Here is a 21,476-nt window from a genome sequence, read left to right as displayed (position 1 = left end):
ACTAATGTCCGAGAACAATTGACATGACTCGCGTTGATTCCTCAAAATTCACAAAAAAAAGACGTTCCGATTTCGGAACGTCTCGCGATAATATCAGATTGCCGCTTATGCGTATTTGGCGATCAGCTCGCCCAGCTCGTCAGCCAGCTCCCCCGCCCCTGCCGACATCAGCCATTTTTTGTCGATCCGATAGCTGACGAAGCTTTCGTCCCGATCGGCCAGCTCGGCGATAAGGCCGCCGAATCCGCGGCCTCTCCGGTCAATTTGCAGCACAAGCTCCAGCTCGCCGCCATAATCGTAGAAAATGACTTCGACCTCGTCCAGCCGGCCGTGGAAATGGGTCGTCGGCACAAACTCGAATTCCTGGACGAACGGAACGCCGTTGCCGCGGCGCGGCGCGTATTCGCAATCCGCCTTGCGCAGCCGGAAACCGAGCGTGTCGAACGCATCGAGCACAACCGCCATTTCGTCGTTCTGAATGACATCGATATAGTCTTTATCTGTAGGATCGACCGCACTGCGAATGTCGAGTCCGGTTCGGATCCATACGCTGGTTTTGCCGATCGTCAGCGGCGTCGTCCGCGGCAGCTCGAATGAAAACGGCACGTCGTGCTGCTCGTTCGGCTGCAGCGTAAACGGCTCGAATACATGGAACCGCGCGATTTCGCAGTTTTCCACCACTTTCCGGTCATTCGATTCGCGAAGGTATTGCGTATATACGGACACATAAATGTTATCGATGGACTGCTCTACGCTGCCGCCATTCATTCGGACGACGCCGCGCACAACCTCCCCGACTTCGTAGCTGTCTTTTTCCAGAAGCGTGTCGAGCCGCGCATTGCCGATGCCTACGCTTGCAAGCATACGATTAAAAAACGACATCCTGATCTTCCTCTCATCCATATTAATAGAACCTACCCGGTATTACGCCGTTTTCCGGATTATGTTTCATATAATTGGAGTCTTATTGTTAACATGATACGTATTCTTGAAGCACAAAAACGGCTTTTGCGCCTGAGCCCAAGCCAAAAGCCGTTCAAGGAAATCGGCCTATACCGCTTTCCGGTATTCGCTCGCGAACCGCTCGAATTCGGCGGCGGTCAGCGGCTTGCTGCAGTAGTAGCCTTGCAGGGAGTCGCAGCGGAGCGTACGCAAAAATTCGACTTGCTCCCGGGTTTCCACCCCTTCGGCGATCACTCGCATGTTCAAATGATGCGCCATCGCCACAATCGAGGCGACGATCGCGGCCGAATCGTTATCGCCCCCAATGTCGCGGACGAACGATTGGTCGATTTTGAGCTTGTCGATCGGAAAATTGCGCAAATAGCTCAGCGAGCTGTAGCCCGTGCCGAAATCGTCCATGCTGATCTGCACGCCAAGCGCCTTCAGCTCGATCAAGGTCTGGATGGCCCGATCGACGTCCATCGCCATGCTTTCCGTGATCTCCAGCTCAAAATAACGCGGAGGCAGCCCCGTTTCCGTCAAAATATTGCGAATCGAATCCGCCAGATGCCGCTGCTCGAATTGGCGGATCGACAGGTTGACCGACATGACGATCGGCGCAAGTCCGGCGTTTTGCCAAGCTTTATTTTGCCGGCATGCCGTTCGGATCACCCAATCGCCGATCGGATTGATCAGCCCCGTCTCTTCCGCCACCGGAATGAACAACGCCGGGGATACTAACCCTTTCTCCGGATGTTTCCAGCGCACGAGCGCTTCCACGCCGATCATGCTCCCGCTCGCCAAATCGATTTGCGGCTGGTAGCAAACCGTAAATTCATCGCGCTCCAGCGCTTGCCGCAGCCCCATTTCGATCTCGAGCTTCTGGGCGACCGCTTCGTTCATCGAAGGATCGTACATGGCGATACCGCCCGATTTTTTCGCGTAGGCGAGCGCCGTTTCCGCATGCTTGAGCAGCGCCTCGTGGTCGATTCGGCTGCCGGCCTGCATTGCGACGCCAACGCTTGCTGTCAGATGGACGGTATGCTCCCGGATCAAGAACGGGCGGCCGACCTCTTTCGCCAGCCGGCTCGCCGCCGCCTCGACGTCCCACAGATTGTTCATGCCGGACACAAGCAGCGCGAACCGGTCTCCGTCCAGTCTTGCGGCAACCGTATCCGGCGGCAAAGCTTTAAGCCGCTTTAACCGCTCGGCGAGCTGCGACAAGAGCAGGTCGCCTTTCGCATGGCCGATCGTATCGTTAATCGCTTTGAACCGGTCGATGTTCATATACAAAACGACAAGCGACGATCGGTCGTCCATCGCAAGGCCCGCCTCTTGCATTCGCTCCATGAACTGCCGCCGGTTCGGCAATCCGGTCAGCTCGTCATGATAGGCCAGGAAACGAATTTGCCGGGCGCTTCGCTTGTTCTCCGTCACGTCGCGAGCGATGAAATAAACGCCGACCGGCTGGGCATGCACATAGATCGGAATGCTCTTCATATGCAAATCGATGCGCCTTCCGTCGATGTCCTCGATCGCATATTCAAAATCAAGCGGCTCCCCGTTCGCCGTGCGTTGAAAATAACGCATGACCGTATGCGAGTCGCCGCGGAAGAGCGACTGGAGCGAAGAACCTACGAGAAACTGCCTTGGATATCCGGTAATGTCCTCCGCCGCCGGATTCACGAGCACGATCACGCCGTTTAGATCCACGGAAATAACCGCATCGGCATTGTTGTCGAATAGCGATTTGTAGCGCTGCTCGCTTGCCTTCAGCATCATCGCCTTATGGGCGAGCCGCTTGTCGAAGAGCGAGCTGACGATCGCAAAGCCGAGGATGACGAGCGCGGCGATGCCGACCTCGTAGGCGAGCAAGCTGGCGTCCACCGTCGACATCTCCCCGAGATCCTCGAGATCCCCGAGATGGGAAGACATTTCGCTGTGGTAAGCAGCCGAATTCATGCCGGTATAATGCATGACCGCAACGCCGGCTCCCATCATAAGGGCGCTTAGCGTTTTGTGAAAAAAGCCCCGTTTGGCGGAACCTTTGCGTGAATAAAAAGACAGCCATAATGATGACATTGAGGCTATGACCGCGATGATGACCGACAGAGCTAGCTGAATGGGCTTATAGTGCATATACGCGTTGATGCTAGCCGCCGACATGCCGACATAATGCGTCGCCGCAATGCCGAATCCGAGCAGGACGCCGCCCATGGCGAGCCGCGACAGCCACAGCGTCCTGCCGCTCATCAAGTATAACGCGGCAACGGATGCCGCGACGGCAATGCTTAACGAAAACATCACGATGCCAAAATCGTAGCTCATCGTTATCGGCAACGAATAAGCGAGCATCGCGACAAAATGCATCGACCAGATGCCGATGCCCATCGCAATGCCGCCCCCGAACAACCACATGATGCGGGCGATCCTGTTCGATGCGGCTACCCGGCCCGCTAAATCGATGGCGACATAAGATGAAATCACAGCAATGACGTAGGACAATAGGACTAATGGCAAGTTGTAGTTCCCTTGAAGCTGTTCCATATGCTCCCTTCCTCCATTGGCAGAGGTTTCTTCTTCTATCATCATAGCAGGTGTCGGGTAAAATTACTGTACGACTTTATCCCGGTTCGTTCCCGACCGGCTCATTCAATAGGACCAAAGATGTAAGTCTTTCGGCGAGCTCCTCGCTGATCGACATCATCGGCAGACGGACCGCATCGTGCGCAATGAGGCCTTGCCGCCCAAGCAGCCATTTGAGCGGGGCCGGGTTCGGCTCGGCGAACAGCAGCCGGATTAGCGGCAGGAGCCGGTCGAAGATCGGCTTCGCTTCCTGCAGTGCGCCACGGGTGAAGCAGCCGTACAGCCTGACGAAGCTCGCCGTCTCCGCATGCGCCGAAGCAAGCATGCCGCCGCGCGCCCCGCAAGCGAGAGCTGCGTAGAAATTCGAATCGTGGCCGCACAATACCGGCTTCGTATCGAATCGGGCCAGCTCGGATACGCGCTCGATGCCTTCCGTGCTATCCTTCAGGCCGATAACGCCGTCGATGTCCAATATCGTCCTCACGGTGTCTACGGCAAGGTGAACCCCGGTTCGATGCGGAACGTCATAGGCGATGATCGGCAGGCCGACCTCCGCCGCCCGCCGGAAGTGTTCGATAATCCCCTGCCGGGAAGGCTTGTTGTAGTAGGGCACGACGACAAGCGCCGCATCGGCTCCAAGCTCCCCTGCCCGCTCCGTCCTCCTCACCGTCGACGCCGTATCGTTCGTGCCCGTTCCGAGTACGATCGGCACCCGCCTTACATGCCTCTCCTTGCTCATGCTCCCCTCGCCGTGCCCGGTACCGTAAGCATCCACCGACTTACCGCAGCGCACTGCCTGCGCCACCGCATCGCGGGCAGCCTCCATCAGCAGCGCGACTTCCTCTGCGGCGATCGTCGGCGATTCGCCGGTCGTCCCGTTCACGACCAAGCCGTGAATGCCTTTTGCGATTAGCGAGGCTGACAACCCCCGGAACGATTCCGGATCGATCTCGCCGGATTTTCCGAACGGCGTGACAATCGGTACATAAATGCCTTGAAGCTCTTCGGCATGAAGCATAATACCCTCTCCCTCATATGAATTCTGATGAACTTACCATCACTGTAGCACGAACCGATCCATCGGAGTTATCTATAGATAACGATTTCTATTATTAATAAATTTAATGATCGGCACAGTGCCGATCCGGGATCATAACCGCAGAAGATTACGTCTAAAGGGTATGGAAAATGAAAAGGGGTTATCATAATGCGTACAAAAGGATGGAAACTTGTTATTGCCGGCATCGTTCTGATAGCGGTTATATCCGGTTCGGCCTTCGCGATGGACTGGGGCAAGAAGCCAGGCGGCAGAGAAGCCGACATTCGCGGTACGGTCACCCAGTTGGCCCGGGCACCGAAAAACATGCCGCCGAGCGATACCGCCGCGGACCCGAGTGCCTCGGTATCCAGCAAGGATGCGGTGCCGTACGAAGAAGACCCGAACGGCCCGATCATATCCGTCTTCGTGGAGGGGACTTCGGACAAAGCTTCCGTCTCCTTGACGAAGTCGACGAAGGTATATCGCAAGCAAGGAGACCGGTACGTATCCGCGGACGCGGAGCAGTTGTCGGTCGGAACCGAGGTGGAGGTTACGTTCGATGGCCCGGTTGCAGAGTCGTACCCCGTACAGGCGAAAGCGGGGACTATCGTCATCTTGAGCAGTCAATGATACTTGAGCGTTGAGCGGCGGCACATGGCTGTGACGCAGCATGAACCGAACAGAGGCGCCGACAACCGACATCCAACAACAAAGACAGGGCCGTTATGTAACGGCCCGTTCACGGGATCCGGCTGTACCGTTACATGGTTTTGGCCGCCTTTTTATTCGCAATAAACCGTTTGTCCACATATATGGCAATCAGCATCGACAAAATAATGATCAGGAGCGGGACGCCATAAGATTCGTAGGGGAACGGCTTCCCTTCAAGCTTCAGATCTTCCGCCCGATATTCCAATCGTTTCTGGGCAAAAGCGGCCGTTTGCCTGTCTTCCTGCACAGCCAAACGCTCGATCGGTCGTTCCATGGCGAACCGGTTTGGGTCATCGCTATGCATGTACACAACCTCAGCCTTGCCGCCCGAAGCTTGCCACAGGGCGACATCCTGAGCCGCTAATTTTTCGGCATTCGTTCCGGTCACGATCAATTCGTCGACCTTCGGAGCGTCAGACATCGTATGTCTGGCAACCAAAGTGAGACCATGCTTCGTTACGATCGGCTGCTCCGTGCTTGAAACGGTCAACGTCGTTGCCGTGCCGGATGCCGAATACGTATCGAATACCGAGACTAACGCGGTCTCTTCCACCCCGTCGTACAGGAGCACGCCTTCTTTTTTCTTATTCCACTGAAATGCGTTGTTCAGCACAAATACGGCGTCACTCGCCTGGATCGTAAAAGGTTCGATTTCCGGATGCAAAGCGAAGCGGTAGAACGGATAATTCATCGCTTCCGCCGTTTGTTGCGCTGCGCGCTCGCCCAGCTTTTGCGAGATGACATGCAGGACGGCGTCGATTCCGGAGGTAAGCCCTGCCGATGATACCAGGTTCCCGTCGTGCACGTAACGGCGATCCCGGATCCACTGCGTATCCGCGTATTCCTTCTCCAGCCTCCCGATTTCCGCCCAGAGCGTCGTTGCCGATTTCCCCTTTAACAAGCCCGTATCGGCGAGATTTTCCGCACCCGTGCAGATGGACATGATCGTCGTGTTCCCGCCTGCGTGCTTCCGAATCCAATTCCGTACCGGTTCGTACTTCTTCTTGTCCATGATCGGAATGTACGGAATGACAATTACATCCGGACTTTTGCCCAATACGCCGTCCATTTCCTCGAACGTATAGTGCGGCATGACATCGAGCCCGCCGGTCAACGATTTGACGTGACGGTCCGGAGCAACGGCAAATACGTTAAATCCCCTTGTCATGGCGAACATTTCGTACGGTGTCATGAAGTCGAATACTTCGGTCACCTCACTGCCGAGCAGGACGGCAACGGTCGGCTTACGCGGATCGTATTCGGGCATAACCACGTCGCTCCTCAAAGGCTCGGGTTTATCATAGACCGACATGATTTCCCCCATCGTCGCGAAATACCCGACCGTACCGACCGCGCCAACGGGAATAACGATCATGCACAAATAAAAAATGATTCGTAACAAGCCCTTCACCATCATTCCCCCTTATGAAATCATCATATGAAAAAGCGGCCTCTTCCTCATCCGTCCCGCGAAGGTTCCATCGTACGACCATTGGATAGGATCTTCCCCCGTCTGAAGCCCAGAGAAGAAAATGCAAAATAACCTACCTCCGATCCTTGGTATCGAGGGTAGGTTTGCTTTGCTGCCAGCCGGAGGAACATTGGCTAGTTTCGTTATCAGCTGCTATGCTTGGCGATGGCCCCTGCATAGGCTTGCTTCGGCCGCAAGCCTACAAGCTTCTCCACCGGCTGCCCGTCCTTGAACACGATAACGGTCGGCGCTGACATGATGCCGAATTCGGTCGTCGTCGCCGGGCTGTCGTCGATGTTCACCTTCAGAAACGCCACATCGCTGCCGTATTCCGCTTCAAGCTCATCCATAATCGGCAGCAGCGGCTTGCACGGCGGGCACCACGGCGCCCAGAAGTCGGCAACCGTCACCCCGCTGGCCTGCACGTTTTCCCGGAAATCACGATCGGTCACATTTTTCAAGCTCATTTCGCTCACCTTCCTGCACGGCTTTGTTTTCCGCTAGAATCGATTCGACGCGCTCCTCCAAATTGGCTTTGATCATAGACAGCATCCGGATCTGGTCGTCGATTTCCTGCAGCTTCTGCTTGTAAATCGGCAGGATTTCCTTGCAGAACGCTTCCTTGTTCTTCAGCACGCAATGCAGGAAACCGGATATTTGCTCCGTCGACAACCCGAGATTCAAGTACAGCTTGATCGTTTGCACCTGCTCCACGGCAAATGGGTGATAATCCCGGTAACCGTTCATCATGCGGCTGGACGTTAGAAGCCCCTGCTGCTCGTAATATCGGAGCGACCGGATGCTGACGCCCGTTTGTTTGGACAACTCGCCGATTTTCAAGCGGCTCCCTCCTTGCTATGAGGTCCTGGCTTCATTATAAACCGTGACATTAATGTGAGGGTCAATACCTCATTTCTATTATTGTACAGGAGTCGCGCCGATTAAGAAATCGGCGTAATCGTCGGCGTCTTCGGTCCGCTGCGCAAGGCGCGGGTTAATTTCAGCGTCGCGACGTAAGCGGTGAGCGACATGAGCAGCGCGCCCAACAAGCCGATCGGCTGGCCGAACCCGGAACGCGCCAGCATCGAATAAGCGGCAAGTCCGCAGATCGTCATCACGATCGCGCCCGCGCCTGCTTTGAATACGATCCGGAAATCAAAATAAAATCCGATCGAACCGGAAACGGACAAGAAGTTCAGCAAAGTAAGCAAGCAGATCCCGAAGCCGAACCCCCAGGCAACGCCTTCGATGCCGAATCTGGAGCCCAATACGAAAATCGCGGTTACCTCGACGATATTCGTCAGCACATGGTTCCACATGACCGTAGACGCTTTCCCGAGTCCGAGCAAAATCGCCTGCAGCGGCGCTCCGAAATAATACAAGAAGAACAAAGGCGCGATTAGCTTAAGCAAAGCAGCCGCTTCCGGCGCATGATAGATGACCGTCGCCAGCGGCTCCGCCCACAGGTACAGAGCAATCGTGCACGGCAAGCCGACGATCAGCGCGGTGCGCATCGCGACGTCCATCCGGCTGTGCATGAGTCGGCTGTTGTTGTCGACGCTCGCTTCGCTGATCGCCGGGATTAATGCCGTCGACAGCGATTGCGTGAAGAAGCTCGGCAGGAACAGCAGCGGAATGACGTAACCGGCGAGCAGCCCGAATTGCTTCGTGGCCATTTCAGTACCAACGCCGTACAGTACCAAGCTCTTCGTGATGATCATCGGAAGAAACGCGCGATAAATGGAATGGATAAATCCGCTGCCCGTCATCGGCAAACCGATGCGCAGCAGGTCGTACAAGGTACGGTCTGCTTTGCCGGAACTATGGGCGACAACGGTGCGAGTCTCCTCTTTCCTCCCCTTGTTCGACCATTTGAACATGGCGAACAGATAGAGCATTCCGCAGCCTTCGCCTATGACGGCGGCGGCCATTGCGCCGGCGGCCGCATACGAGATGCCGTAAGGGATCAGCCAATTGACCACGCCGATAATGACGATGATTTGCGCGACGTTCTCGATGATGTCGGAGAAAGCGAGCGGATTCATGTTCTGCCTGCCGCGGAAATAACCTTTCAACACGGCCGAAAAAGCGATAATCGGAATGATCGGCGTGATGGCGACCATCGCGTAATAAGCCCGTTGGTCCGCCAGAAACACCGAGGCGATCCACTTCGAGCCAAGCAGCGCCAGCAGCGTCAGCACGATACTTAACGTTCCCGTAACCGTTAAAGAAACGGTCAATATGCGCCTGACCCGGGCGGCATCCTTCTGAACCTCGGCCTCGGACACAAGCTTGGATATGGCGACCGGCAGCCCGAGCTCCGTTAGCGTAATGAATAACGGCAGCAGCGGATGCGCGATCATGAGCAGCCCGACTCCTTCCGCGCCCAAAAAACGGGCCAGCAGGATGCCGTTCACGAAACCGAGCCCCCTCGTAAAAAACGACGACACCGTTAAAATGAACGTTCCCCGAATAAAGGATTGCTTCTTCATTTCCATAGGTTCGCATCTCCTTCCTACCTTCTAACATATTCGAAAAATACGAATTCATGCTGACAAGCATTAAGGTTAACCGGCCTGAACCGTCTGAATCGGCGCATTCGTTCGAGCATTATGAGATATTCGCTATCATTAGGTCTTTGGTCGTATTATGTTTCCCAAGGAAATTGCCGATGAAAATGGACAAGCAATCATATCGAAACTAGACACCAGGAGGAATTATGAAAAGCATCAAGACAAAAATGATTACTTTTATTTCTTTGCTGCTCGCCGCCACGTTATTGTCTTTAGGCCTTCTGACCTACATTTCCACCTCAAGCTTATTCGAAAAAGAAACCGACAATGAAATCTCCTTGCGCTCGTTAGTCATCGTCGAACAAATCGAAAGTTTTTTATCCGTCAAAACTTCGATTCTCGAATCCTTCGCCAAAAGCGCAGTCGCTTATTATGGCGACAACCCGAAAATGATCGCGTTTATGAAGTCCTCCCTTGAACGAACACCCGACATGACATCGCTGGTGTATTCTCCCGACGTTACCGGCAAACAAGCAATTTCTAACGAAGGCAAAACCCTTGATATTTCCGAACGTCCTTATATCAAAGACTTGGCCGAAGGCAAATCCGTCATTTCCAATCCGCTTCTGAGCAAGCTGGACGGCAAGCTGTCCATCGTCGTTGGAGCGCCGATCCTCGTGAACGGCAAGCCGGTAGGCTTCTTGTCCTCGCCGATCGCCATCGACGAGCTAATGAAAGTGGTCGCCAAAGAAAAGTTCGGTGAGACCGGCTACGCCTTTATGCTGGATTCGAACGGGGTCGTCGTTACCCATCCGCAGCAGGAATTGATCATGAAGAAGAACGTCAAGGATTTGGGCGTACCGGAGCTGGAGACCGCCTTCAAGGATGCCGTGAACGGCGGACAAGGGAAACTGTCTTTCCTCTACCAAGGAACGCCGATCAAAGGTTATTATTTAAATACGTACAATCATTGGACGGTCATGCTGGCCGCGCCGACAAGCGAGTTAAACGAAGGCGTTCAAACGTTGTCCCGGAACATATTCATCCTGACCGGCCTGTTCGTCGTCATCGGGATTGCGCTCGCGTACCTGCTCGCCGTCACGTTCGTTCGTCCGATCGGGCGGCTGAATCGCGCGATTCAAGTTGCCGCTTCCGGCGACTTGCTGCATCGCGTCGAAGTGAGAGGCAAAGACGAAATCGCTCAAGCGGGCAACAGCTTTAACAGCATGGCCGACGCGTTCCGTCATGCGTTAACCGAAGTGAATCATTCGTCGCTTCAGCTTGCCGCAGCCTCCGAGCAATTGACGGCGAGCGCGAGGCAAACGTCTTCGGCAACCGAGCATATCGCGACTTCGATGGAGCAAATAATGTCCGGTACGGAGCAGCAAGTCGCTTCCGTCGAGCAAAGCCGTCAAACCGCGGATACGGTTACCGAGCACGTGCAAAATATTTACGGACTGTCCGAAGGGGCTGCCGAGCAGGTCAACAAAACGTTCCATGTTTCGGTGGAGGGCGAGAAGGCGGTACAATCGGCCATCGAGCAGATGAGCTCCATTGCGGCGACCGTGCAGGAGCTTTCAGGGGAAGTCCAGCAACTGGGGGCTTATTCGCAGGAAATCGGCAACATCGTTCAAGTCATTACCGGCATCGCGGGCCAGACGAACCTGCTTGCCTTGAACGCCGCCATCGAAGCGGCCCGGGCGGGCGAAAGCGGGCGCGGCTTCGCCGTTGTCGCAGGCGAGGTGCGCAAGCTTGCCGAGCAATCGGCGGCATCCGCGCAGCAAATCGCCGATTTGATTGCGTCGATTCAATCGAGCACCCGCCTCGCGGAATCAACGATGGAAACGACGACAAGGGAAGTCAGGTCCGGCATCGAGGCTGTCGACTCGGCGGGCGTTCTCTTCGATCAAATTAAGGTGGCGATCGGATCGATCGTCGAACAAACGAATCAGGTTGCGGAAGCATCGCAGCAGGTGATGAACGGTACGGTGGAGATGAGCCAATCCATCACGACGATCGCAGGAGCAGCGGAGAAAAATGCCGCCGGCTCGCAGAACGTATCCGCGGCGGCCGAGGAGCAGCTGGCTTCGATGGAGGAAATCGCCGCTTCCGCGGAATCGTTGTCCCATATGGCGGACGAATTGCAGCTGATGATTACGCGCTTCAAGATTTGACCGAAATTTATCGTCTTTTTTCGGATTGACCTAAGTTAACGAAAATCTCCCCTCTCTGCTCGATATAGACAAGAGAAAGGGGAGATTTTTTATGAAGCCGGCTATATCCGGTTATCGTTTCCGCGATTTCTTTTTCCCCGGCGCGTCGGACGAAACAGATAAAGCCTTTGCCAGCAATGTATCCTGATAACGGCTCAGCAGCATAAAAGCGAGCACCGCGCCGAGCAATGCGCTCGTCATATCCCATTGCGTATCCCACATATCGCCTTGCGGTTCAAGGAATCTCTCGGCAGGACCGCCCGTAATTTTGGCTCCGGCAAACTCGGCAAGCTCGTACGCTGCGCTTAATGCGAGCGTAAACGCAATCGCGATACCATTCAGCCATCCTTTTCTCGTCAAAGACATTACGCCGCGGCATACAAGCAGCTCCCGCAGGATAAGGAACGGAATCACCCCTTGAAAGACATGACCGAACCGGTCGTAGTCGTTCCGGCTGAGGTAGAACACATCTTTGATCGTATTGAACAGAGGGACCTTCGAATAGGTGTAATGGCCTCCGATCAGCATGAGGACTGCTCCCAAAACAATGAAGGTGTACGTCAGCTTCGTAAATCGAAAGCGATGGAAGGTGAATACGAGAGTCGTAATGCCGACGAACGTAGGCAAGGCTTCCCCGATCCATTCGGGTAGCCTCGCGGGATGAATGAGCGACCATACGAAAGTCGCGACGAAAACGGCGAGCAATACAAAGTGCCAAGCCCCGAGGCTCGGCCCTGCATGGATTTTAGCTCTCATGGTGACGCCTCCTGATCTGCATTCAAACAATCTGATGCCATTTTGTCCATAAAAGCGAAAAAGTACTCGTTAATTTTTCCAAATCTAAGGACAATAATTTGCCGTCGACGCCAGCTTTTTCATTGAAGCAGCATTAATGTGCCCTTGCCTTGGTCGGCAAGGACAGGAAAAAGAAAAAAATCACCCTGCACTCTCGGTGAAGGGTGATTTCTTCTTTAGATGATTAACGGCCTGGATCGAATTGAGTGGCAAAATAGTTCTTGATTCCGTCCACGATAGCCTGCGCCGTTCGGATCTGGTGAGCCTCGGTAAGCATTTGCGCTTCTTCGTTCGGATTCGTAAGAAAGCCCACTTCGAGCAATATCGCAAGATTTTCGCTTTCTCTCAGCACTTGCCAGTTATGGCGCTTCACGCCGCGGTCCTGAAAGCCGCTTGCCTTTGCCAGCTGCTTGTGCACCTCGTCGGCCAACGGCTTGCTTTCGTCGTCGTAGTAATACGATTCGGTGCCCGATATGTTCGGATCCGTATACGTATTCCCGTGAATCGAGACGAAGACGTCCGCGCCGAGATCGTTCGCAAGCTTGGCACGGTCCCCAAGCTCGATGAACGTATCGTCCGTGCGCGTCATATACGGCTCGAACTGCGGCTCCTCGCGGAGCAGGTCGAACACCTTCGTCGCGAGCGAAAGCGTATACAAATGCTCTCGGTTCCCGCTCGCACCTTCCGCGCCGGGGTCTTTGCCGCCGTGCCCCGGGTCGATGACGATTTTGAAGCGAGGCGAACTGTCCGGAAGCTGAGCCGCGGAATCGTTAAGCGGCTCCCCGGATTGCGCCCGAGGGGGTGCCTGGTTCGCTGAAATCGAGGTGGACCATTCGTACATCGACCAGACGAGCCCCATTAAAGCGACAAGGGCTGTCAAGTATAACGCTTGGCGGCGTTGAACCTGTCTTTTGCTTCTTTTCATGAGGCGCGCGTCTCCTTACTTCGATAAGTCGGCGAATGCGGCCGTATCCATCTGCCCGATCGTATCGTCGTAGGATCGCTGCATACGTTTTTTGTCTTCCGGCGACAGATTGTCACGATCGATAGATTGCTGAATCGGCAAAATTTCGTAAGCGAAAGTTTGCTCGTCGCCTGCCGAACCCGAGCCGCCTCCGCGGTATACCCATGTCGGCACATAATCAACCTTGCGGATGGCCGTTTCGTTCGTTTCCTTGTTTTTCCGAATATCGATTTGGATAATAAGTCCGTCTTCCGTATATACGTTATCTAATGTTTCCTGCCGCTGATTGGAGATGAAATTGCCCAGCGAATAAATGACGAACGCACTGTTCGCGCCGCTTGTCAGCCGTGCCGATTTTTGAATGACATGCGGGTGGCTGCCAAAAATAATGTCAACGCCTTCATCCGCCATCAGCTTGGCGAGTTTCTCCTGCTTCGCCGACGGGGCGCGCTCGTATTCAATGCCCCAATGCATGAACGCAATGACGACATCGGCCTTCTGCGCTTTCGCGTACGCGATATCTTCCTTGATCTTCTTCTCGTCCACGATATTGATGATGGTGTCGCGCTCCTCCGGCGTGAGCTGGCTGTCCAAACCGTTCGTGTTTTCCGTATAGGAGAGAAAAGCCAGCTTGACGCCTTTCACGTCCTTGATCAGAACCCGCGTATCCGGCCGCTTCTCATAGGTGCCTACCGTATCCAAGCCGCCCTCGCGAAGCACTTGAACCGTTCGGATCAGTCCTTTGCTCCCCATGTCCAAGCTGTGGTTGTTCGCGGTCGACATCACGTCGAATCCCGCGTAACGAATCGCGTCGACGACTTCATCGGGCGAATTGAACCGCGGATAGCCCGAATACGGGGCACGGTCTCCTCCCGTCGTCGTTTCGAAGTTCGCGATCGCCAAATCCGCGGCGCTGATAATCGGCTTTACCCCTTCGAACACCGATTTGAAATCGTATGTCTTCGTTTCTTTGTCGAACCCGCTACGCAACTGCGTGTCATGGAACATAATATCGCCCGCTGCCGCTATGCGAATGTCGCTGTACTTCGAAGCATCGCCGGAAGGCTGTTCCTGTTCCGCGGGCTGCTCCTGCTCCGCAGACTGTTCCGACGACTCGGGTGGCCGCGACTTGCCCGGACTCTTCTCGCCGCCGGTATCGGATGATGCCGTACAGCCTATCATGCCGATGCTTACGACGATCGCCGCCAGGACGACGGCAAAGGCTCTTGTCTTGATCGTCCGCCGACCGGGCTTCATGACGCATCCCCCTCGTCCAAATATTCTTCGTAGGAAAGGCCGCTCTCGTACACTTTCGTTGCCAGCTCGACGCCAAGGTAGCGAAGGTGCCACGGCTCGTATTTATATTTCGTGATCTCTTCCTTGTCTTGCGGATAACGGATAATGAATCCATAAAGATGGCCGTTCTCGCGAACCCACTGTCCTTCCTCCGTCTCGCCGAACTTCTCGGTCAGCTGGCGGTCGACGCTGTCGCTCGTCACATCCATCGTTAACCCGGTCTGATGCTCGCTTTGTCCCGGCTTGGCGCTGAAGCGGTTGGCGGCTTCTTCGCCGTTCTTCGCCGCATAGCTGTTGAAGAGCGACTTCTGCGTCTTATAGGACCGGTAGCCCGAGCGGGCATACAGCTTGTAGCCGGCATCCTTCGCCGCCGCAAACATCGTCTTCAGCGCATCGGCAGCCTCCTTGCGCATCTGGTTGACCTCGGGACTGGACAGCACGGTAGGCACGTCCACGGTCACGAGATCATCCGGCACATAATCCGACGCTAAGCTATTCTGCTTGTTAACCAGTACCTGGATCGAGTCATCCGGCAAATCTTTGCCGGCAACGGGCAGTTTCACCGGCGGTTTCGTAGCAGGCGGATTCACTACCGGCTTTTCGGCAGGCGGTTTCTCGGCAGGAGGCGAAGTCTTCTCCGGAGCATCCTCCTGGGAAGCCGTTTCTTGGGGAGCCGTCTCTTGAGGAGCCGCCGCTCCCGTACAGCCTGCAATTCCTATCGAAGCGGCGGTTATGCCCGCCAGCAGCATTTTTTTGTACGTCAACATATTCCGATCACCTAATCTCCTTGTTTTATCTGGAAGTCATGAATCTAGTATAATACGCGAATATATATTAAGTAAGATAGATTTGTAATAAAGTTGTAAAATGTTGTTGATTCGTGGCGAAATCGTGCAAAGAAACGACCCGTCGAAATAGCGGCAGGCCTTCGTGCCGGCGGTCGGCTTTACGCTCCCAAGTAATAGTTGATCATCGCCATCAGGTCTTTGTTGAATCCAAGCACTTTTTTCGTTCTGTAATCGACCATGATGCTATAGCCTAACCCCTGATTATCTTTGTGCATATAATACAATTCGGCGACAACGCCCCATCGGATCTCTTTGTCCTTTAGCGTCAAATCAGAAAGCGCGTAGCTTCCTTTATCCTCTATAAACCGGTTTGCGACATCAATGATATCATCCAAATCCCTTGCATTCCCGCCAGAGGCTGATTTCATGATGACCTTGGAAATTTTCAGAACATCGCCGTCTCTTGCGTTGAGCACCAGATCGTAAACTTCGTCCGGATGCGCCACGCGCGTCAAGGTCATATAAAACAAGCCGCCGGGGATCTTGTTCAATTCCGCTTCGGCATCCGTTTCGGCATCCGCCTTAAGCTTCGCTTCCGCATTGCCCCTTGATCCGGTTTCGGGACGCGAATTCATGACGTAGGCTATCTTGATGAGCAAATCCTTAAACTTCTTCTGATCCACCACCATCAGTTCGAATTGAAAATCGTTCACCGTCAGGTTAGCGTCAAAATATTTGTTGATCGCGTTAACGCTAAACGTTCGCGCCGCTTCCTGGGAAAGAACGCCCTCATAACTCGGCTCTGTCCCTTTGTGCTCGTTGTTTATTTTTTTCACCATGACGGTGTCTTTTTCGATGGCGTTGTAAAATCCGCTGCAGCCTGTCGTTGCCAGCATAAACGCTGCAATAACCGTCACGAGGATTAGCTTGTTCATCGGTTCTCCCCGCCTTTTGCACCGGACGGATCGAAGATGACGCGAACCGTCGTGCCTTGGTGTTCTTCGCTGACGACTTCGATCGCCGCATGATGGACCGCGGCGACGCTTTGACAGATCGCAAGCCCAAGTCCCGCGCCGTTGCTGCGTCTCGTTCTGGCTTTGTCCGCCATATAGAACGGCTCGAATATTTTGTCGCGGTGCTCTTCGGCAATGCCGATGCCCCGGTCGATCACTTCCAGAACGTAACGGCCATTGCTCCAATACCCGCGAAGGATTACGCTCTGCCCTTCGGCGGAAGCCTTCTGCGCATTGTCGACGAGATTAATAATCAAAATTTTGATCAAGTCCTTGTCCAGCAGCAGCTTGCCTTGCTCGCAATCGATGAAAATGCCAACCGCCTTCTCCTTCGCTCTTAGCTTCAGCACAGGCTCGATTTCGGCAATGACCGATCCAAGCTCATGCTCCTCCTTCTGGAAACGGTCCTCCTGCAGCAGAATTAAATCCATCAGCTTCTGCGAAAGCGCCTCCAGCCGCTTCCCTTCGCCATAAATGACTTCGAGCCCGTCTAGAAACAGCTCCTCGTTATACTTGGTCGTTCGAAGGAAATTCGCGTATCCGATAATCGAAGTGAGCGGCGTTTTTAATTCATGGGTAAAATTGTTGATGAACCGCTGCTTCTCCTGGTTGTGCCGCTCCAAATCGTTGATCTTGTCTTCGACCACTGCGGCCATATCGTTAAAATTGCGGGCCAACACGCCGATTTCATCCTTCGACTTTAATTGGACACGCTCCGAAAACCCGCCCTGCGCGATGACCTGCGCTGTTCGGTTAAGCCGGTCGATCGGCTTCGTCAGCCCTCTGCTAACGAAATACATAATAAGCATGTAGAGCAGGCAAGCAGCCGCATCCACCTGGACGAAAAAACGGTACTGATCGACCCGCTCTTGGTACAGCGGGGTGACATCCTTCATATATGTGAACACGTAGCGCTTATGGTTAATGTCCGTAATATTCGACGTAAACAATATCGTGCGTTCGCCGATATCGCGCAATATATACCGGATCTCGTCCGCAGCCAGCTTGTCCAGCTCCTCGCGCTGCGCCGGTATGTTGAAATCGGCGTTGCTGTAGACCGTTTTGCCGCTATCGTTCACGATTTCCAAATAAATGCGCCTGTCGCCGTTCTTCTCGACGAACTCACCCGCGATGCTCGTCAAGACGGATTTCTCGTAGTCGATGGAGTCGTAGATGCGGAGTATCGGCACGATCGCATCGACGCTCGAATGGATGCTGATGTTCTGGCTGAGCGCGCCGCCGATTTCCTGCTCCAACATTTTGCTATGGTTCCGCTCGATGACCATGATGGAAGCGGCATTAAAGATCAGGACGAACGCCACAATCGAGAACAAATAAATTTTGTGCCAAAACTTCATTGCCCCTTAGTCCTCCAGCCGGTAGCCGATTTTATAAATCGTCTTGATGTGGTCCTGCAGCTGAAGCTTTTTGCGGAGCGACTTAATGTGCATATCGACCGTACGCGTTTCGCCGTAATAATCGCCGCCCCACACTTTGTCGATGAACTGCTCTCTCGAGAGCGCGATGTTTTTGTTTTTCAGCAGAACGACAAGCAGGTCGTATTCCTTCGGCGTCAGCTCGACCGGCACGCCCTGCATCGTCACCTCTCGTTTGTCCACAGCGACCTGCAAGTCCCGAAACTCGATCACGTTCTCTTCTTTGCCGTATCGGCGCAGCACCGTTTCGATTCGGGCCAGCAGTTCGATCGCTTCGAAAGGCTTGACCATATAGTCGTCGGCCCCCAGCTTCAAGCCGTTGACTTTGTCGTAAACCGAATTTTTGGCCGTTAGAAAAATTACCGGAGTCCGGTGCGGCCGAATTTTCTCCATCAGCGCGAAGCCGTCCAGCCCCGGAATCATGACGTCCAGCAGGATGAGATCGAACTTCTCCCGTTTGATCGCTTCAAGTGCCGCGAGGCCGTCGTACACTTCGGTCGTCGCGTAGTTGACGATGTTCAGATTCATTTTCAAAATTTTGGATATATGGATGTCGTCTTCGACGATCAATATTTTTTTGGACATTTTCAGTTCTCCCGACAAGTCTAGAATGTTGTCTATGGCTTACGACGATCGATAGATGTCAAAGGAATTCGCATAGACGTAACATTTGACTCGTCCGGGGCTCGAAAGGTTCAATATCTGTCTTTGGCGGATTTTTCAACTAAGAAAAGCCGGTTCACGCAGGCGATGGACAGGTGATCACGTTCCATTGCACAATGTGCAATGGAAGCCCCCTGATTTCGCAAATTTAAGGCAACTCATTGCAAAATGTGCAATCAAATTCGCGTTTTTCAACTTGATGCACCTGTCGCGGTAATTTCGATTGTATGAAATACAATCAAATGAATCCATATTTGCACCACTATCTTTATCCGTTGTACAAAATACAATGGTAGAGTAGTAGATAAACGGCTAGCACCCTCCTAATCAGCGCATCGTTTACCGAGAAATATAAGCCAAGTATAGTGAAACTTATACTTTTATAACAATATAGAATTTATAAGTTTTCGGCAGATAACGCAGTGAATCAAAATTCTATTTGGCAAGAAAAGCTTCCTCTTACGCAGGGTCATTCATCGTGGAAAGGGCTTCGAATCGAAGCTTTTCTTATATTTCGAAAAAGCCGCAGTCATGTTGACTGCGACTTCTCGTAAAGCCGATTGCTGTCGCTGCGAATCCATTCCAGCAGCTGCACCAGATCCCGCAGCCGCTCCGGCTGCGATTCGTAATGGCGTTCCGGCAGCAGCCGTTTAATCGCGATCGCCTCGCGAATGAGCGGATGAAAGCGCTCGGGCAGACGGTCAAGGCCGTACGCCCCTGCGCCGGCTTTGCTCGTTACGCCGCGTTCCCGAATCGTGAACCACTGCCGCAGCATGCCGAGCACGTTCCATTCCACGGCCCAGTCGAGCTGCTCCCGCGTTGCGTGTGGCACCGGCTGGCCGGATGTTTCGGCTCCGAACCGGCGGCTCTGCTCGGACAGCCGATCGATCCACCCCGCCCAGTAGCTATTCATGTTGGCGATGACATAAGCGGCGAGTTCATCGTCCGGCACGTCGAACGCAAGAGATATCGACTGTCCGTAAACTCGAATGCCGTGATGCTTCAAGATGAACCATGTCACGGGATTCACGTCCGCCCCCGTTCCGTCGGTATGCAATCGCTTGTTGAAGTAGGTCGGGCACGGAGACGCCGGATCGAACGGCTGCCCGAGCTGCCCCCGCACCATGTAAGCGCCCATGATGTCGACACCGGGATCGGCCGACTCCACGGCTTCATGCGCCTTGCCGATCTCCGCGATGTCGTCGGCACTAGGCGGTCGATTGACCACGGCGATAAAGTCGATGTCGCTGGAGCCTTCGATATAAGCGCCAAGCGCCGTGGAGCCGTACAAGTACACAGCCTCCACCATGCCGGGCACTCGGGCTTCAAGCTCGCTGCATAAGCTGTTCATGATGGCATGAACTTTGTCCATAGGCATAGGACCTCCCACCTTTCGTATCGTTCTCGTTATTCCGCTTTCGCTTCCGGCTGCCTGTCCAGCTGGGAGAACAGCTTCGCCGCCCTCATCTTCGATACATTCCACGAGGACCAAGACGCACTCTCCTGCTTGTTCCGCAGCCGTTCAGCCTTGTTCTTCAGCATTTCCGCCAGCTCCTCCGGCCGGTTCGGGCTTTCGTACAGCTTCATGAGCGCCGGCACGGCATCCTCGGACAACGAGCCGAGGTACCATGCATCCAGCTTGCCGCTTCGTTCATAACGATCGATATTGCTGTTTGCCACCATCGCGTCGACGTTTATGTAATTAACCGCGACATATGCGATCACGCTGACTGCCAAATACACTTTAAGCAGCGGCAGCCGTTCGCGCCATATGCGATACAGCGCCACAAGGAACAGAACAGCCAAATACAGCATGAACGCATGCACCAAAATTCGGGTCACCGTGTAGCCGTATGCATCCTCGTACAAGGCAAGACGGAGGTGGGCCGACAACAGCATGATTCCCGTCGCTGCTACCAGCACCGTAAGCAGACACTGAATGATCCGGTGCAGGACGCGCTGGCCCCGATCCACGAATCGCAGCACGGCGAGCAAAATGCTCAGGTTGATCACCGTAACGGTGACAAGCTCGTTGAAGCCTTTCCGCGCATATTCGGCGTAGCTGGTGCCGCTCGGCAGCACGCTGTCTCCGGCCGCGAAAAAATACGAGAACTGGATGGCCACGAACGCGACGTATACCACGTTTACGGCGATCAGCAGCGTGAGAACGATGATCGGATCCAACTTGGGAAGCCATCCGGACTCCTCTTGTTTTCCCGCCAAATCCGGTGGTTCCGGCGACTCCGCTGACTCCGCTGACCCCACTGACTTCACTGACTCCCTGAGCCTTGCATTTTCCCCGATACGGATCATTCCGCCCTGGAACGGATGCTGGATACCCCATATGTAACAGAAGATATAACCCCCGACCAAGACAACCCAGAACAAGCGTCCGAACAACCCCCACAAGTTCAGCGAATCCAGCAAAGCAGGGATCTCCTTGATGCTCTGGGCGAACATCGTGTCCGCCGAAGAAAGCAGCGAGAGCACGACCATCAAGATCGGCAGCGCGATAAACAAGCCGAGCAGCACCTTCCAGAGTGCGGTTGCACGCCCGTTCTTCTTGCCGTCGCCTACCATGGCCGCCGTCATTCGGAACGGCACCGGCACCTGCCTAAGAGATTGCGGGAGCACATGCTCGAGCGAGCGAAGCATCAAGCCGGCCCGAAACTTCGGGGAGGAACGCTCCGTCCACCAGGTCGTCTGAAGGGCGATCAGCATGGGGATGGCCAGCACGTTCAACCACGCGAACAATTCATTGGCGAAAAACAAATAGGTGCACGATAACAGCGCGATCGGAGCGAGCATCAGCGGCGCCATATGATTCGCCTGCAAGCTCAGCGACCGCTTGTTGAACCGAATGAACAAGGCGTACAGCAAACCGACGAACAACGGGTGCGATATCCCGGCCGATTTGCCGTAAAATAAATAAACGTATGCGACGCCAAGCAACATGCAGCACAGGAATAACAGCTTGTGCTCTTGGGAGAAGCCGTAAGACCGATCGTTGCCCTTCGATTCCCCGCCTATCATAATCATAATCTGC

At 54.3% G+C, this 21,476-nt stretch carries 18 protein-coding genes; 2 read left to right on the top strand and 16 right to left on the bottom strand.

Annotated elements, in window-relative coordinates:
- Positions 1–105: 105 nt before the first annotated feature.
- The 3 genes from AC0LWM_RS16065 to dapA form a co-directional block, all read right to left on the bottom strand.
- Positions 106–882: a sporulation protein gene (locus AC0LWM_RS16065; RefSeq protein ID WP_474675977.1), complete on the bottom strand. Its 777-nt coding sequence runs from the start codon at positions 880–882 to the stop codon at positions 106–108.
- Between the two features lie 168 nt (positions 883–1,050).
- Positions 1,051–3,489 (bottom strand): EAL domain-containing protein, encoded by a 2,439-nt coding sequence (locus AC0LWM_RS16060; RefSeq protein ID WP_474675976.1) that lies wholly within the window; start codon positions 3,487–3,489, stop codon positions 1,051–1,053.
- A 76-nt stretch (positions 3,490–3,565) separates the two neighbouring features.
- Complete coding sequence (gene dapA / locus AC0LWM_RS16055) at positions 3,566–4,546, bottom strand: 4-hydroxy-tetrahydrodipicolinate synthase (RefSeq protein WP_474675975.1); 981 nt, start codon at positions 4,544–4,546, stop codon at positions 3,566–3,568.
- A gap of 189 nt (positions 4,547–4,735) precedes the next feature.
- Here dapA and AC0LWM_RS16050 point away from each other — a divergent pair, with 189 nt between their 5' ends.
- Positions 4,736–5,197, top strand: a complete 462-nt coding sequence (locus AC0LWM_RS16050) for a DUF3221 domain-containing protein (RefSeq protein ID WP_474675974.1) — start codon at positions 4,736–4,738, stop codon at positions 5,195–5,197.
- Between the two features lie 130 nt (positions 5,198–5,327).
- Here AC0LWM_RS16050 and AC0LWM_RS16045 read toward each other — a convergent pair whose 3' ends face one another.
- The 4 genes from AC0LWM_RS16045 to spoVB form a co-directional block, all read right to left on the bottom strand.
- A complete protein-coding gene (locus tag AC0LWM_RS16045) occupies positions 5,328–6,689 on the bottom strand; it encodes a DJ-1/PfpI family protein (protein ID WP_474675973.1) in 1,362 nt (453 codons plus the stop codon).
- Between the two features lie 206 nt (positions 6,690–6,895).
- Positions 6,896–7,216: a thioredoxin gene (trxA, locus tag AC0LWM_RS16040; RefSeq protein WP_474675972.1), complete on the bottom strand. Its 321-nt coding sequence runs from the start codon at positions 7,214–7,216 to the stop codon at positions 6,896–6,898.
- Positions 7,188–7,589 carry a MerR family transcriptional regulator gene (locus AC0LWM_RS16035; RefSeq protein WP_474675971.1) on the bottom strand — a complete coding sequence of 134 codons (402 nt, stop codon included), beginning with the start codon at positions 7,587–7,589 and terminating at the stop codon, positions 7,188–7,190. Before AC0LWM_RS16035 ends, trxA begins: the two co-directional genes overlap by 29 nt.
- Positions 7,590–7,690: 101 nt before the next feature.
- Entirely contained in the window at positions 7,691–9,247 is a 1,557-nt protein-coding gene (spoVB, locus tag AC0LWM_RS16030) for a stage V sporulation protein B (protein ID WP_474675970.1), read from the bottom strand.
- A gap of 221 nt (positions 9,248–9,468) precedes the next feature.
- Between spoVB and AC0LWM_RS16025 the strand changes: the two genes are divergently transcribed.
- Positions 9,469–11,436 carry a methyl-accepting chemotaxis protein gene (locus AC0LWM_RS16025; protein ID WP_474675969.1) on the top strand — a complete coding sequence of 656 codons (1,968 nt, stop codon included), beginning with the start codon at positions 9,469–9,471 and terminating at the stop codon, positions 11,434–11,436.
- Positions 11,437–11,547: 111 nt separating this feature from the next.
- Here the strand turns inward: AC0LWM_RS16025 and AC0LWM_RS16020 are convergent, their stop codons facing one another.
- The 9 genes from AC0LWM_RS16020 to AC0LWM_RS15980 form a co-directional block, all read right to left on the bottom strand.
- On the bottom strand, positions 11,548–12,231 hold the full coding sequence (locus AC0LWM_RS16020; RefSeq protein WP_474675968.1) for a DUF2238 domain-containing protein: 684 nt from the start codon (positions 12,229–12,231) through the stop codon (positions 11,548–11,550).
- Positions 12,232–12,454: 223 nt separating this feature from the next.
- Positions 12,455–13,195 carry an N-acetylmuramoyl-L-alanine amidase family protein gene (locus tag AC0LWM_RS16015; RefSeq protein ID WP_474675967.1) on the bottom strand — a complete coding sequence of 247 codons (741 nt, stop codon included), beginning with the start codon at positions 13,193–13,195 and terminating at the stop codon, positions 12,455–12,457.
- Positions 13,196–13,210: 15 nt separating this feature from the next.
- Positions 13,211–14,491 carry a CapA family protein gene (locus AC0LWM_RS16010; protein WP_474675966.1) on the bottom strand — a complete coding sequence of 427 codons (1,281 nt, stop codon included), beginning with the start codon at positions 14,489–14,491 and terminating at the stop codon, positions 13,211–13,213.
- The gene (locus AC0LWM_RS16005) at positions 14,488–15,297 is read right to left on the bottom strand and encodes a M15 family metallopeptidase (protein WP_474675965.1); all 810 of its coding nucleotides are present in this window, start codon (positions 15,295–15,297) and stop codon (positions 14,488–14,490) included. Before AC0LWM_RS16005 ends, AC0LWM_RS16010 begins: the two co-directional genes overlap by 4 nt.
- Positions 15,298–15,476: 179 nt before the next feature.
- Positions 15,477–16,253, bottom strand: a complete 777-nt coding sequence (locus tag AC0LWM_RS16000) for a hypothetical protein (protein ID WP_474675964.1) — start codon at positions 16,251–16,253, stop codon at positions 15,477–15,479.
- On the bottom strand, positions 16,250–17,689 hold the full coding sequence (locus tag AC0LWM_RS15995; protein ID WP_474675963.1) for a sensor histidine kinase: 1,440 nt from the start codon (positions 17,687–17,689) through the stop codon (positions 16,250–16,252). Before AC0LWM_RS15995 ends, AC0LWM_RS16000 begins: the two co-directional genes overlap by 4 nt.
- A gap of 6 nt (positions 17,690–17,695) precedes the next feature.
- Entirely contained in the window at positions 17,696–18,352 is a 657-nt protein-coding gene (locus AC0LWM_RS15990) for a response regulator transcription factor (RefSeq protein WP_474675962.1), read from the bottom strand.
- 607 nt (positions 18,353–18,959) lie between these two features.
- On the bottom strand, positions 18,960–19,802 hold the full coding sequence (locus AC0LWM_RS15985) for an aminoglycoside adenylyltransferase domain-containing protein (RefSeq protein ID WP_474675961.1): 843 nt from the start codon (positions 19,800–19,802) through the stop codon (positions 18,960–18,962).
- Positions 19,803–19,837: 35 nt separating this feature from the next.
- Positions 19,838–21,469 carry a DUF4153 domain-containing protein gene (locus AC0LWM_RS15980; RefSeq protein ID WP_474675960.1) on the bottom strand — a complete coding sequence of 544 codons (1,632 nt, stop codon included), beginning with the start codon at positions 21,467–21,469 and terminating at the stop codon, positions 19,838–19,840.
- Positions 21,470–21,476 lie beyond the last annotated feature (7 nt).

This window comes from Paenibacillus sp. sgz302148 (genome assembly GCF_056120465.1).
The sequence above is the reverse complement of the archived record's forward strand: the minus strand, read 5'-3'. Positions and strand labels throughout refer to the sequence as shown.

Coding starts and splice junctions, on each gene's coding strand:
- AC0LWM_RS16065 (WP_474675977.1), bottom strand. CDS start 882: ATGTCGTTTTTTAATCGTATGCTTGCAAGCGTAGGCATCGGCAATGCG.
- AC0LWM_RS16060 (WP_474675976.1), bottom strand. CDS start 3,489: ATGGAACAGCTTCAAGGGAACTACAACTTGCCATTAGTCCTATTGTCC.
- dapA (WP_474675975.1), bottom strand. CDS start 4,546: ATGCTTCATGCCGAAGAGCTTCAAGGCATTTATGTACCGATTGTCACG.
- AC0LWM_RS16050 (WP_474675974.1), top strand. CDS start 4,736: ATGCGTACAAAAGGATGGAAACTTGTTATTGCCGGCATCGTTCTGATA.
- trxA (WP_474675972.1), bottom strand. CDS start 7,216: ATGAGCTTGAAAAATGTGACCGATCGTGATTTCCGGGAAAACGTGCAG.
- spoVB (WP_474675970.1), bottom strand. CDS start 9,247: ATGGAAATGAAGAAGCAATCCTTTATTCGGGGAACGTTCATTTTAACG.
- AC0LWM_RS16025 (WP_474675969.1), top strand. CDS start 9,469: ATGAAAAGCATCAAGACAAAAATGATTACTTTTATTTCTTTGCTGCTC.
- AC0LWM_RS16020 (WP_474675968.1), bottom strand. CDS start 12,231: ATGAGAGCTAAAATCCATGCAGGGCCGAGCCTCGGGGCTTGGCACTTT.
- AC0LWM_RS16015 (WP_474675967.1), bottom strand. CDS start 13,195: ATGAAAAGAAGCAAAAGACAGGTTCAACGCCGCCAAGCGTTATACTTG.
- AC0LWM_RS16010 (WP_474675966.1), bottom strand. CDS start 14,491: ATGAAGCCCGGTCGGCGGACGATCAAGACAAGAGCCTTTGCCGTCGTC.
- AC0LWM_RS16005 (WP_474675965.1), bottom strand. CDS start 15,297: ATGTTGACGTACAAAAAAATGCTGCTGGCGGGCATAACCGCCGCTTCG.
- AC0LWM_RS16000 (WP_474675964.1), bottom strand. CDS start 16,253: ATGAACAAGCTAATCCTCGTGACGGTTATTGCAGCGTTTATGCTGGCA.
- AC0LWM_RS15995 (WP_474675963.1), bottom strand. CDS start 17,689: ATGAAGTTTTGGCACAAAATTTATTTGTTCTCGATTGTGGCGTTCGTC.
- AC0LWM_RS15990 (WP_474675962.1), bottom strand. CDS start 18,352: ATGTCCAAAAAAATATTGATCGTCGAAGACGACATCCATATATCCAAA.
- AC0LWM_RS15985 (WP_474675961.1), bottom strand. CDS start 19,802: ATGGACAAAGTTCATGCCATCATGAACAGCTTATGCAGCGAGCTTGAA.
- AC0LWM_RS15980 (WP_474675960.1), bottom strand. CDS start 21,469: ATGATTATGATAGGCGGGGAATCGAAGGGCAACGATCGGTCTTACGGC.